Raw genomic sequence first — 13,259 nt, 5'->3', positions numbered from 1 at the left:
ACTGCGTTTTATTTATCTTTATCAGCCAGCTCATCAATAAGCCTTATTGATTCCATAATCATACTGTCACAATGCGCCTTTTTTTCGCCACCCTTTAAAGCATTATCTCTTAAAAGGTCCGCACAGTTAGTCATTCCATCGTGGTTATCCCTGATAGTTCTCTGAAATGCACCAACAACAGCCGGACTGCTTACTCCCAATGCTCCAAGCACCATAAGCCCTCCGGTAATTGCACCACATGTTCCACCACATTTCATACCTCCGCCGAAATTACATCCAAGACATTCTGCCTGTGTCTCACTCAATCCCAGATCATCAGCATAAGCCATCATAATAGTTTCTGCACAGTTATAACATTTTTCAGGTGAACGGAGTTCTTTAGCTTTTTCTATATGTCTGTTCATATCTTATCCTCATCTTTCTGAATTATATCCGTTACTGTTCCATAAATGCGAACTTCTTCTTTCTTACCCTGATAAAGAAGAATACACTTAACGCGACTGAAGCAAGCTCTGCAATAGGCCATGCCCACCATACAAGATTAACATTCCCTGTTTTCGAAAAAATATAAGCACATGGCACAAGGAATATAATCTGTCTTACAAATGATACAAGCATGCTGTATATGCTGCTTCCAAGTGCCTGAAAGAACGAACTGCATATAATACATATTCCTGCAAATATAAAACTTATTGATATAGTCCTTAAAGCAGGAACTCCCATTCGTATCATATCTGACGATGCACTAAATATTGACAGCATTGGAACCGGGAATATCTGAACTGCAATCATAAAAAGTATCATTATTATCTCTGCATACATTACTGCAAGCTTAAGTGTCTGTATAACTCTGTCTTCTCTCTTGGCCCCATAATTAAAAGCTATTATAGGAACCATTCCACTGTTCATACCAAATATTGGCATAAATGCAAAGCTCTGCAACTTAAAATACACACCAAATACAGCAACCGCTGTTGATGTAAATACAACCAGAATCTTATTCATGCAGAATGTCATAATAGAACCAATTGCCATCATAATAACTGATGGAATTCCTATGAATAAGATATTGCAAATTCTTTTTCCTGATGGTCTGAATCCCTTAAAAGTAATATGTATCTCTTTATTAACCTTAATATTAAATATCACTGCCATAACGGCTGCAACAATCTGGCCCGCAACCGTAGCTACTGCTGCACCTACAATACCAAGCTTTGGTGCACCAAACAGACCAAATATAAGTATCGGGTCAAGAATAATATTAATTATTGCACCTGTACCCTGTGTAATCATGCTGTAAAATGTTCTTCCTGTAGCCTGTAATAATCTCTCAAATATCATCTGGAACAGACAGCCAAAACTGATTATGAGAATAACCGAAAGATAATCATAACCATAGTCAGCTATCACTTCATTTGCACCCTGAATAACAAAAAACTCTCTGGCAAAGAAAAGTCCTATAGCAAGAAATATTATATAGCTGCAGGCTGTTATGAATATACCCTGTACAGCCATCTTATCAGCTTCTTCATGCCTTCCTTCTCCTAATGCCCTTGAAAGCAGCGCATTAGTACCTACACCCACGCCGCCTGCAACACCAATCATAAGATTCTGCATTGGAAATGCCATTGAAACCGCTGTAAGTGCTTCCTCACTTATTCTTGCAACAAATATACTGTCAACAATATTATACAATGCCTGTACAAGCATTGATATCATCATTGGCAGAGCCATATTAATAAGCAATTTATTAACAGGCATTGTACCCATTTTATTTTCTTTCATTGTATTACTCATAAAATTCTTCTCCCTTATTTTCCTCGTCAAAATATTCGTATTCTCTCATATTATCTTTGGTTTTATTCTGCTCATCAATAGCATTGCCAAGCCCCTTCAATGCTGAGAAAGGCAGGAATATCTTAGCTCTGCTTTCCATATCCATTCTTGGTCTTTTACTCGGTACCGGCCATTTCATATTGATTATATCATCATATTTTCCCATAAGCTATGCCCTGTGACCTCCAATCTGACCGTTTCTTTCAATTGCGGTTGCCTTGCTCTGCAGGTTATTAGCTTTCATTACCGCATTCTTACCATATTTTTTCTTAATATCTAGCATTGCGTGCTGCATCTTCTTTTCGCGTTCAAGCTGAGTCTGGTCTGTAAACATGTCAAACTGCTGAAAGCCCTCATTAGTAAGATTGGCAACTGTAAGATTTAACTTTCTGATATACAGCTTTCTGTCAGTGTATTTATCATATATATCAAGAAAAGCTTCTCTTAACTGTTTTGATGAAGATGTACATGTCGTAAGTGAAACAGATTTGTTAAGTCCCTGTGGAACTTCTCTTCCATATCTGTCTACATGGATTTCACCCTTGTAGGTTCCTTTATCAACATTTACCCTGTCATAAGTTACATTTAACACAATTGAATCCGTCACAAAGCCTTTATCTACTAAATCAAGTGCAAGCTCATCTGCCATCTCTCCAACTACAATCCTTGCATCTTCAAATGTGTATGGTTCTTTTAACACCTGTCCTGAACACAGGCTGCTCGCCTTGGGCTTATATTTCTTAATATCTGCAATTGTACATGGTTCATATCCCCATGCGTGATCTATAAGAATCTCCGCATCTACACCAAACTGCTTATACAGCCAGTCCTCATCTTCAAGGGACATTCTCGCAATATCCCCCATAGTCTTTATTCCGTGTTTTTCAAGCTGTCTTGATATACCTGGTCCAACTCTCCAGAAGTCTGTAAGAGGCGTATGACTCCATAACATTTTTCTGTAATCATTAACACTTAATTCTGCGATACGCACACCCTTGCTGTCTGCCTGTATATGCTTTGCAACTATATCCATTGCTATCTTGCATAGATACAGATTCGGTGCAATTCCTGCAGTAGCCGTTATTCCTGTCGTATCATACACATCCTCAATAACTTTTGCGGTAAGCTGTCTTGCCGTCATATTATACAGCTTCATATAATCCGTTGCATCAATAAATACTTCATCAATACTGTATACGGTTATGTCATCCTTACTGAAATATTTAAGGTATATAGAATATATCTTTGACGAATATTCTATATAAAGTGCCATTCTTGGAACTGCTACTATATATTCAAGCTTCTTTCCTGTGCGTTCCTCTATTTCTTTTGCCTTCTGTTCTACCTCAAAAAGCCTGCTTCGTCCGGAAAGTCCATATTTCTTAAGAGAAGGAGTAACTGCAAGACATATTGTTTTGGCTGTTCTTGATTCATCAGCTACAACGAGATTAGTGGTAAGCGGGTCTGACTCTCGTTCAACACACTCAACACTTGCATAGAATGATTTTAGATCAATTGCAATATATACTCTTTCCATTACATCCTCCTATACTTAATCCTAGAAAAAGACACACCAGCATATACTAGTGTGTCTTGTAGTTTCATAATAATTCTAGCCAATTTTCATTGCAATATTCATTTCCATGAATACTTCCGAATCATCTGTAAGTAATGGTATTGCAATGTTCTTGGTATACATCGTATCTATCTTTCCAGTTCCCCGTCCAACAGTTGGAGGAGTAATATCAATGCCTATATTTCTAACTGAAAATACTGTTGCAGCATTACCCATTATCATATTACCAAGCTCGCTTATTGCACTTATAGCCATATCGTCTAATTCTGGAACAGGCATGCCCATCATCATACGCGAAGCAATCTCACACGCTTTCTTTTCATCTATGGATAATACAACCTGACCTCTCATCTCTCCGGTTACACCTATAAGGATTACCACCGTACCCTCTGTCAGTTAAACCATTTTAGCATATGGCTTCCTGTTTTTAATTCCACCTGACAGGCGTCTCTTACTATTGCAATCGCAGCCTCTAAAAATGGATTGATATAATTAACATTCATATCTGCCATAGAACTTCCTCTTTCGCCACATGCCCTGATATATCTAATCAGCTATTATCTTTTTCATAATATCAAGTGGAACATAATAACTCACACCTAATGGATTAATAACTATTCCCGATGCACCAATCTCCTTCACTGACTTTAACAGCTCCATATATGTATATAACATATTCTCATGCTTATCAAAATAGCATTTATCAAGCTCTATACCATCTGTAAATACAGGAAGCGCCAATACCTGCTCGCCTTCTTTATGCTCTACCTTATCAGTTATATCCACATAAGGATGTGCAATCGAAACATAATCATCTTTTTCTTCCTTAGTACAAGGAACCATTAAATCTGCATTGCGGAGTGCTACCTTTAAATCTGTCTCTTTAGATGCAAGAACTGGTGAATTATCATCAACTTTATCTTTTCTGAATTCCTGAAAGAAAGAAATAAGTGCATTCTGTAATGCAGGGTTAGTAACATATTCATCCTTAAAGAACATATCATATGTTGCAATTTCTTCTCTTGATATAGTAAGCATATTGTCCCTGCCATCTATAAATCTGATATTCTTAATGCCATTTCTGTACATATGTCCAACTTCAGACATAATACCCTGACCATCTTCTACGCCAAATGAAATATTGAAGCCATATTTTTTAAGTCTTTCTTCAACTTTAAGATGATTAGCATAATCATAAAGTACAACAATATCATTATCTACAACATATGGATAGCCTGTATTATCGCAGTATATAGTCCATAAATGTTCTGCATTCATAAGCTTTTCAATAACAATTTTACGGTAAATGTCATTAAGCCAGCTAAAGTAACCAGCATCATTAACATTCTTCTTTTCTTCCGCTTCATTAATTAATGCAGGAATAATTTTTGTAAGTACTTCAACACTGTCAGATAAAGCAAGGTTCTTAATATATTCACAGCCCTTATCCTCATCTTTAAAAATATGTCTTGTAATATCCTGTGCCTTTGTTGAGTCCATTATATTCTCCAATCTTTTACTAGCTAAATCTTATACTGACAGAATACCACAATATTGATATTCTTTCAATAAATGATGTTTTAATCTGCCTTAATCAAAGCATTTTTTATAGAATCAGAATCGCTATTTTTATTCAGTAAAAACATAAGCATTAAACGTGCCTTATATGGTTCTAAATCTGTATAATAAATATTATCCGCTGAGTTGTCTTTAATCTTGGTATCCAAAACATCTTTACTGCATGTGATAACCACCGGCGCAATATTCTTCTGTGATATAATTTCATAAGTTTCACTTGATATATCAGCACCAGCTGTTGATGGTATTATTACCATTCCATTGCTGATATAAATTTTCTTGGATAATTCATCCATGTTAGCACCTATATAATCATAGAAAATATCTACATCAGGCAATGTTTTTACAGAAGAAATGTCAAATACATCAGATACATTCTTGTTAACCATACAATCCTGTGGCAGTGATTCTGCCTCTCCATTAATATATGACTTAACCTGTGATATTAGTGCTGCCTGCTTTGTATCATCATTAAGATTCTTAATTATAACCAACGGCTTTTTATCCTCAACAGTCAATGATATAAAATATGAAACATAATTAATATACTGTTCTTCTCCGATAAGTATTATTCCTTTTGTCTTATCATCCTCAATATTTTCATTAATTTCTTTAACAGCCTTTAACATACCCGATACTGAATAATCGGACATCTTATCTGTACCAAGTATATATATTCCCTGATTATCATTATCTTCTTCTGATGAAATCTGTTCATCAGAAGAAGTATCATTATTCCCTGTATCATTCTGTGATTCAGTCTGTTCCTGCCTTGTCTCATCCTGACTTATAACATATTTCATTGGATTACCAAACATTGAACTGCACCCTGTCAACATTAAGGATGCAATCATAAAACCAGACATTGTTATACAAAACTTTTTATTAATCATTTATTAACCTCTTGCAGAAACATTAGTAATCTGTAAACCTTACCTGTATCAGATTATAGTAAGAATTCCAAGTGATTTAAGAAGAAGAAGGAATAAAAGAATTGGAGCAACCCACTTTACCATAACTGTATAAAGGCCCTTTCTTCCCATCTTAATTCCTGTTTTCTCAACTTCATCTATAACAGTCTTTGGCTTAAGTATCCATCCAATAAGTATACATGTTCCTATAGAAACTATTGGCATAAGTACATTATTGCTGACATAATCCATAATATCAAGCACCTGTGCATGTACTCCGTTAGGAAGCTTAATATCAAAGAGCAGCTTATTATATCCTAAGCATACGATAACTGCAACAGCTATACAAATTACAGTTTCTATTGCTGTAGCCTTGTTTCTGTTTAACTTAAATTCATCCATAAAGCTTGAAACAATAGCTCCATAATTGAAACTGCACTTGTAAGGGCTGCAAAGAATACCATTGCAAAGAATATTGCACCAATTACATTTCCTGCAAATCCCATAGAATCAAATACTTTAGGAAGCGAAACAAACATAAGACTTGGACCTGATGCTGTCATTCCATCTCTTCCCATGAATACAAATACAGCAGGAATAATCATTACACCTGCAAGAAATGCAACTAATGTATCAAATAGCTCAATCTGGTTAATTGACTTTCCAAGATTAGCATCATCACTTACATATGAACCATATGCAATCATAATACCCATAGCAACACTTAAACTGTAGAAAAGCTGTCCCATTGCATCCATAAGAACTGTACAGAACTGCTTAACAGTAATTCCTTTCATGTTAGGAATTACATAAGCACCTAATCCCTGTAAACCTGTTCTTGTTGTGCCATCAATGTCTGTATATGAAATTGTAAGTGAATATACAGATACACCAAGAACAAGCACAATAAGTAATGGCATGATTATCTTTGATGATGATTCAATACCGCTGTTAACACCACGGAATATAATAAATGCAACAATTATTGTAAACACAAGCATCATTATGATTGGCTCTGCTGTCTGACCGATAAATCCTGAGAAGTATCCGTCCTGTGCTGCTGCATGTCCATTACCTGTAATATAAACAAGAAGATACTTAAGTACCCATCCACCGATTGTTACATAGTATGGTAATATCATAATAGGTACAATACACGCAATAATACCCAGTGGCTTCCACTTACTCTTTAACTTGCTGTAAGCTGTAAGCGGACTCTGCTTTGTCTTTCGTCCAATAGCAATTTCTGTTGTGAGTAGAGTAAAACCAAATGTTAATGCTAAAACAATGTAAATAACGAGGAATAATCCTCCTCCATCTTTAGCTGCCAAGTAAGGAAATCTCCATATGTTACCAAGTCCTACAGCACTACCCGCTGCCGCAAGGACGAACCCTATAGAGCCCTTGAATGAATTACGATTTTCGTTCATTTCATAACCTTCCCTTTTTTAAAATATACTTATAAATTATACCTAATAATCTATATAAGGTCAAGGAAAGCGTTACATCATATTAGTCTTCTCTACATACAATATATACATTGGAATAACATTATTTTTGATAATATACTTAGCCTCAAATGCTTGTAAAGTGCTCTTTTGCAAACTGCATATCCTGTACCACTTCTACAGTTCCAAGATAAATACCTTTTTTGTCTCTCACTGCATAATAAGTTACTAAAAATGGTTTTCCTTGCTTTTCCATCCAGACCGGAACGCTATCCCTAGTATGATTTTTAAAACTTTCTATAATGGAACGAACCATTGGCTCTATCTTAGGCGGATGACAAGAGAATACTTCTCTGTCAATTGCCATGCCAGGTCGTTTGAACACTTTCGCTCCTTCGTTAAAGAAACGATTTATATTATTATCATCGATAAATGTAATCTCTATTGGCAATGTATTAAGCATAGCTTCCAGCTGTGCTACACTCATATGTCCACCTCCCATTACTATTTCACCTTCATTTATAGCCGCCTTATGACGATTCTTTTTATCCTGCACATATTTTTCTGCTTCTTCCCATCTATTCTCAATGCCATACACTAATGCATAGTCTTTGGCATCTTCATAGATTCCATACCATTCTTCGACTGTAAAATTCACTGCGCAGATAGGGAACAATATATTATTCTCTTTATAAATCATTTCATCCGCTCTTGTTAAAACAGCCTGTACTCTATTAATCCATTCTTCGTCATGATTGCTTTCTTTATCTATTGCTGCTAATTCATCTCTGATTTCATCATCAACAGTCCACATAACATCCGATGGCCCTGAAATTTCATAGCGAACTTTAAGGAGTGGATAAATCAAATCACCCTTTTTTGCATAGTGTATTGCTATTTGTCTAAAATCTGATATTTTTTTGCTTACATCTTCGCCCTTTTCTAGTGCACCTCTAATATCTGATATTTCTTTACCAAACTTCTCATTTTCTTCTGTAAAAGAATAAAGAGGATGCCCCTTTGTTTCTCTGAGTACTTTTGCAAGCTCATGTTTTCTGACATACGCATCCGGCATAATTTTCATTTCGGATCTTTCTTCTTTTTTTAAAGATTCTTCGACTGCCTTTTCAGCATTTGCTATTTTTTCTTCTTTAGTTAAGCCATGAAACAATGCACTATGTATTTTACCACCTTTCACCTATTTTGTTTGGTTCCCTCATGATTATTTATTTAATAACTTTTTTATATCCTCTTCAGGTGTACCAATTGGAGAAAGCCCATAATTCTCTACCAGGAAATTCAGCACATTTGGCGAAATGAATGCTGGTAATGTTGGTCCTATGTGAATGTTCTTTATTCCAAGATAAAGAAGCGTAAGTAAAATACATACAGCCTTCTGCTCGTACCATGAAAGTACCATCGATAGCGGAAGTTCATTCACATCACATTCAAATGCTTCTGCTAAAGCGATTGCGACCTTGATTGCACTATAAGCATCATTACACTGTCCCATATCCATGATTCTTGGAAGTCCTCCGATTGTTCCTAAATCTAAATCATTGAATCTGTATTTTCCACATGCAAGCGTCAAAATAATGCTGTCTGCAGGAGACTGTTTTACAAACTCTGTATAGTAATTTCTTCCTACTCTGGCTCCATCACATCCACCAACCAAGAAGAAATGTTTAATATCTCCATTCTTTACCGCTTCAATCACCTGATCTGCTACAGATAATACAGTTCCATGTGAGAAACCAGTTGTTACCTGTATTCCACCATTAATTCCAGTCATATGCTGATCTTTGGTATATCCACCTAAGGCGAGTGCCTTTTCAATAACTGGTGTAAAATCCTTTTCTTCTCCTATGTGTACAATTTCTGGATAAGATACAACTTCTGTTGTAAATACTCTGTCTGCATAGCTTGGTTTTACAGGCATAAGACAGTTCGTTGTATACAGAATTGCTCCAGGAATATTATCAAACTCTTTCTGCTGATTCTGCCATGCTGTACCAAAGTTTCCCTTTAGATGAGAGTACTTCTTGAGTTCTGGATATGCATGTGCTGGAAGCATTTCACCATGTGTATAGATATTGATTCCCTTATCTTTTGTCTGCTCTAATAAAAGTTGTAAATCTTTTAAATCATGACCTGTAATAATAATAAATGGTCCTTTTTCAATTGTAAGAGGTACCGTTGTTGGTACAGGAGTTCCATAAGTTGTAGTATTTGCTTGATCTAAAAGCTCCATACATCTTAAATTAACTTTTCCAACCTCTAATACGATAGGAAGTAGTTTATCCATTCCCCAATCTTTCATTCCGATTGCAAAAAGTGCCTTATAGAAGAATTTGCTGATTGTTTCATCGGTATATCCAAGCACACTTGCATGATATGCATATGCAGCCATTCCACGAATTCCAAAAAGTATTAAGGATTTTAATGAACGAATATCTTCATCAGTAGTCCAGAGAGTACTCATATCAAAATTATTGTTTCTTCCACATGAGTCAGAGCATGTAAAGCAATTTGGTACTAATTTCTTTTTTGTATCTTCTATCTTATCAATTAAAAGCTTTAATGTTTCATCATTAAAGTTTACATTTGTAATAGTTGTAAATAATCCCTCAAGAACTAATTGATTCATCTCTTCAGTTACAAGCTGCTCATTACCCTCAGTTGCACGAGCAAGTCCAATTAATGCTCCTGTAAGCTCATCCTGTAATCTTGCAGTATTGGCAGACTTTCCGCATACTCCTGTATTTCCGGTACATCCTGTGCATCCTGCTGTCTGTTCACATTGATAACAAAACATCTTATTTTCCATGTTCTTCTCCTTTTCTATTGCTTTATTCATCATCTTTTGTTGCTTAATGGAACTATATCAAACTCACATTAATCATTCCGTTGTCTAGGCAACATTTATGTATTATTTTCAACTTTTTTGATATACTAAGGAAAAGATTAAAAGAAGGATGAAAAATCTCATGGAAAAATATATTAACATTTTAAAGAATACACCTTTGTTTCAAGGAATTTCAGAAGCAGAAATTCTTCCAATGCTTAAATGTCTATCTGTCAGCATTAAAAATTATTCAAAAGGCGAATATCTGCTAAGAAGTGGAGATAAGGTACAAACTATCGGCATGATTCTATCTGGTCAGGCTCTCATAATAAATGATGATGTTTGGGGAAATCGCAATATTATTACAGAGCTGTCATCAGGAATGCTCTATGGCGAAAGCTATGCCTGCATCAGTAGTGTTCCTGCTCAAATCAGTGTTATTGCTAATGAAAATCTCACCGTCATGCTTTTCAATATAAATCATATTATTACAACCTGTTCTTCATCTTGTAGTTTCCATACAAGATTGATTCATAACCTTTTAGAGATAATAGCACGAAAAAATGTAAGATTGATGAACAAAATAGATCATGTTTCTAAGAAAAATTTACGTGACAAGATACTTAATTACTTGTCTAGCGAATCTATGCACGCTGGCTCTAACACATTTACAATCCCTTACGATAGACAAGGGCTGGCAGATTATCTGAATGCAGACCGTAGTGCTCTATCTAGTGAATTGAGTAAATTACAAAAAGAAGGTGTACTCTCTTACAAGAAAAACACCTTCTCTTTGAGGGTATAAAACCCTTCTGGGAAAGGGAATGGATGTGGATTGGTCAAAAACAAATCAGGGGCGCAAATACTATAACACACAGTCGGCTGTAGATTTTGCGGCGGCGGGGATTTCGCATGTAAGAATCCGTATTGCGGACAAAGTGGACCAAGAACTGTTGGAGGGACTTGATCGGCAGATTCGGGACTGCTTGATAATGGGATTATTCCCATTATAGCTTATCAGGCGGATGCATTCAAAAATGACCCAAGTGATAAAAATATAGAAAAGGTTGTTGCGTGGTGGTCGGAAGTGGCCGAACACTATCAGGATAAATCTCTGATACCATCTACAGCCACAATAAAATGAAGAGCAGCCAATATTATACCGATAACTATCAATATAATTCCATACACAGAATACACTCTGTTCCATTTTCTCTTTTACGGGAATTATCTGTTACATCAACATTCATCGGACATACTCGCTTGCACTTTCCACAGGAAACACATCTTTCCTTATCACACTTCACATGAAGTAGGCTAAAATAACTCATAGGCTTTAAGAATACGGTAATTGGGCAGATATATTTACAGAATGCCCTATTATCCCGAAACGCAAATGCCAAAATGATTCCAATGGCATAATACAGGATATTGCCAACAAGAAATGCCCAGAACATAATTTGCTCGATATTCTCCACGTGGCATAAAAACAGTGCTCCCACAAAAACAAATGATGCAGTAAAGGTGATATATCGGATAAAACCGATTCTTCTGGCATGTCTATAGTTTAACTGAAAAAGTAACAGCCCTAACGCTATTGCCGAGCCTATATAACTGAAATTCAGAAGATAAAACAGATTATCCTTGTTCAGCCATAATGTAACTGCAACAATTTCAAATACAAGCCACATTCCAAGTGGAATCAGCCATTTTTTCTTTGTATTCAATTTCTGTTTTCTCCGTAACTTTATACTTCAAAAATTTTTCTTACCCTTATTGCTCCTGTTCTATCCTTCGCAATTATCTTATCCAGTAATCAACCATGTTTTTATTTTACAGTTTTTCTTTCAAATATATATTCTCTATCCGATGATATATCATCTCTGAACACATATCCAAGATGGTCAAATTCCTTAATGTCATCTGGATTTTCAATATGATTTTCTGCCATATATCGTACCATTTCACCACGAGCCATCTTGGCATATGTGCCTTTTGTGATAAGCCTGCCACCAGACTGCTCACAAAATGAAATAGTTATATACCTGTCATCAGGTGTCAGATATTTTTCAATACATTTAGAGTATTCTTTTGAAGCCAGATTAATAATAATCCTGCTGTCATCTATAACTTCCCGATACAAATTATCTCCCCAGAAATCATACAGATTCGTGAAATCACCTATCGCTGCCTTTGCCTGCATTTCAAGCCTATATGGTGTGATACCATCCATAGGTTTTAATACTCCATAAAATGCTGATAATATCCTCAGGTGTTCCTGCACATAATCAAAATGCCCATCTTCAAATACAGCTGGTGCCATATATTGATAAGCAATCCCTTCATATGCCAATACTGCCGGAGTAAGCTGCTTTTGAAAATTCATTGTCTTAATCCGTTCAATATTCTCTGTCGTAATTTTATCATTGCATTTCCACAATTTCTTTAATTCTTCTTCCGTTCTTCCCTGCATCCACCCAAGAATTTCTTCTGTTTTCTCTAAAAATACCGGACTACTCATGGTATCTATGCTGTCAGTATCCACTTTCATCTTCTTTGCAGGTGATAATATTATCTTCATCAGCTTAATTCCTGTAACATTTTTTCCGGATCATCTGCAGCTTTTACTTTGTCATTTGCCTTTATTATGATACCATTCTCATCAATAAGATATGTTGTTCTGACAACTCCCATTGACACTTTTCCATAATTCTTCTTTTCTTTCCATACATCATAAGCCTCAATCACTTTGCGCTCAGTGTCAGATAAAAGTGTAAATGCAAGTCCATATTTTTCCTCAAACTTCTTGTGGGATGCAACAGAATCCTTGCTCACCCCGAGTACAACAGCTCCCTTTTCGCAAATCTGCGGATATCTTTCTGAGAAACCACAAGCCTGCTTTGTACATCCAGATGTATTATCCTTTGGATAAAAATACAGAATTACCTTCTTTCCAAGATATTCGCTTAATTTATGCAATTCTCCATTCTGATCTGGTAATTCAAAATCCGGTGCCTTTGTTCCTACTTCTAACATAACGTTTCCTCCAATCTAAACATAAGCTG

15 protein-coding genes are annotated in these 13,259 nt (G+C 35.9%); 1 reads left to right on the top strand and 14 read right to left on the bottom strand.

Annotated elements, in window-relative coordinates:
• Positions 1 to 8: 8 nt before the first annotated feature.
• The 11 genes from DW963_RS07015 to hcp all read right to left on the bottom strand — a co-directional run bounded on the left by DW963_RS07015 (position 9) and on the right by hcp (position 10,176).
• Positions 9 to 404 (bottom strand): C-GCAxxG-C-C family protein, encoded by a 396-nt coding sequence (locus tag DW963_RS07015; protein WP_117914586.1) that lies wholly within the window; start codon positions 402 to 404, stop codon positions 9 to 11.
• Between the two features lie 31 nt (positions 405 to 435).
• On the bottom strand, positions 436 to 1,797 hold the full coding sequence (locus DW963_RS07010) for an MATE family efflux transporter (protein WP_117914584.1): 1,362 nt from the start codon (positions 1,795 to 1,797) through the stop codon (positions 436 to 438).
• On the bottom strand, positions 1,790 to 2,002 hold the full coding sequence (locus DW963_RS07005; RefSeq protein ID WP_022098117.1) for a hypothetical protein: 213 nt from the start codon (positions 2,000 to 2,002) through the stop codon (positions 1,790 to 1,792). The genes DW963_RS07010 and DW963_RS07005 overlap by 8 nt, the downstream gene beginning before the upstream one ends.
• Positions 2,003 to 2,005: 3 nt before the next feature.
• On the bottom strand, positions 2,006 to 3,373 hold the full coding sequence (locus DW963_RS07000) for a Y-family DNA polymerase (RefSeq protein WP_117914582.1): 1,368 nt from the start codon (positions 3,371 to 3,373) through the stop codon (positions 2,006 to 2,008).
• Between the two features lie 75 nt (positions 3,374 to 3,448).
• Entirely contained in the window at positions 3,449 to 3,793 is a 345-nt protein-coding gene (locus DW963_RS06995) for a chemotaxis protein CheX (protein ID WP_286169140.1), read from the bottom strand.
• A gap of 165 nt (positions 3,794 to 3,958) precedes the next feature.
• On the bottom strand, positions 3,959 to 4,912 hold the full coding sequence (locus tag DW963_RS06990; protein WP_117914580.1) for an SseB family protein: 954 nt from the start codon (positions 4,910 to 4,912) through the stop codon (positions 3,959 to 3,961).
• Positions 4,913 to 4,992: 80 nt separating this feature from the next.
• Positions 4,993 to 5,883: an L-asparaginase family protein gene (locus tag DW963_RS06985; protein WP_117914578.1), complete on the bottom strand. Its 891-nt coding sequence runs from the start codon at positions 5,881 to 5,883 to the stop codon at positions 4,993 to 4,995.
• Between the two features lie 48 nt (positions 5,884 to 5,931).
• A complete protein-coding gene (locus DW963_RS13975) occupies positions 5,932 to 6,303 on the bottom strand; it encodes an SLC5/6 family protein (RefSeq protein WP_353652787.1) in 372 nt (123 codons plus the stop codon).
• A complete protein-coding gene (locus DW963_RS06980) occupies positions 6,285 to 7,331 on the bottom strand; it encodes a sodium-dependent transporter (protein WP_330419571.1) in 1,047 nt (348 codons plus the stop codon). Before DW963_RS06980 ends, DW963_RS13975 begins: the two co-directional genes overlap by 19 nt.
• 145 nt (positions 7,332 to 7,476) lie before the next feature.
• Positions 7,477 to 8,547: a PAS domain-containing protein gene (locus DW963_RS06975; protein WP_117914576.1), complete on the bottom strand. Its 1,071-nt coding sequence runs from the start codon at positions 8,545 to 8,547 to the stop codon at positions 7,477 to 7,479.
• A 24-nt stretch (positions 8,548 to 8,571) separates the two neighbouring features.
• Positions 8,572 to 10,176, bottom strand: a complete 1,605-nt coding sequence (hcp, locus tag DW963_RS06970; protein WP_181990407.1) for a hydroxylamine reductase — start codon at positions 10,174 to 10,176, stop codon at positions 8,572 to 8,574.
• Between the two features lie 160 nt (positions 10,177 to 10,336).
• On the opposite strand from hcp, the gene DW963_RS06965 reads away from it, so the two are divergent.
• Positions 10,337 to 10,999, top strand: a complete 663-nt coding sequence (locus DW963_RS06965) for a Crp/Fnr family transcriptional regulator (RefSeq protein ID WP_117914574.1) — start codon at positions 10,337 to 10,339, stop codon at positions 10,997 to 10,999.
• A 367-nt stretch (positions 11,000 to 11,366) separates the two neighbouring features.
• Here the strand turns inward: DW963_RS06965 and DW963_RS06955 are convergent, their stop codons facing one another.
• From DW963_RS06955 to bcp, 3 genes are all read right to left on the bottom strand, one after another.
• Positions 11,367 to 11,921 carry a 4Fe-4S binding protein gene (locus DW963_RS06955; RefSeq protein WP_502694409.1) on the bottom strand — a complete coding sequence of 185 codons (555 nt, stop codon included), beginning with the start codon at positions 11,919 to 11,921 and terminating at the stop codon, positions 11,367 to 11,369.
• Between the two features lie 101 nt (positions 11,922 to 12,022).
• Positions 12,023 to 12,775, bottom strand: coding sequence for a peroxide stress protein YaaA (yaaA, locus tag DW963_RS06950; RefSeq protein WP_117914571.1), 753 nt, complete (start codon positions 12,773 to 12,775; stop codon positions 12,023 to 12,025).
• Positions 12,775 to 13,230, bottom strand: a complete 456-nt coding sequence (gene bcp, locus DW963_RS06945; RefSeq protein WP_022098128.1) for a thioredoxin-dependent thiol peroxidase — start codon at positions 13,228 to 13,230, stop codon at positions 12,775 to 12,777. Before bcp ends, yaaA begins: the two co-directional genes overlap by 1 nt.
• Positions 13,231 to 13,259 lie beyond the last annotated feature (29 nt).

Origin of the sequence: Eubacterium sp. AM46-8, assembly GCF_003466705.1 — a bacterium.
In the GTDB taxonomy this organism is placed as follows: Bacteria; Bacillota; Clostridia; order Lachnospirales; family Lachnospiraceae; genus Lachnospira.
Note: the sequence above shows the minus strand (reverse complement) of the source record. Positions and strands in the feature narration are given on the sequence as shown.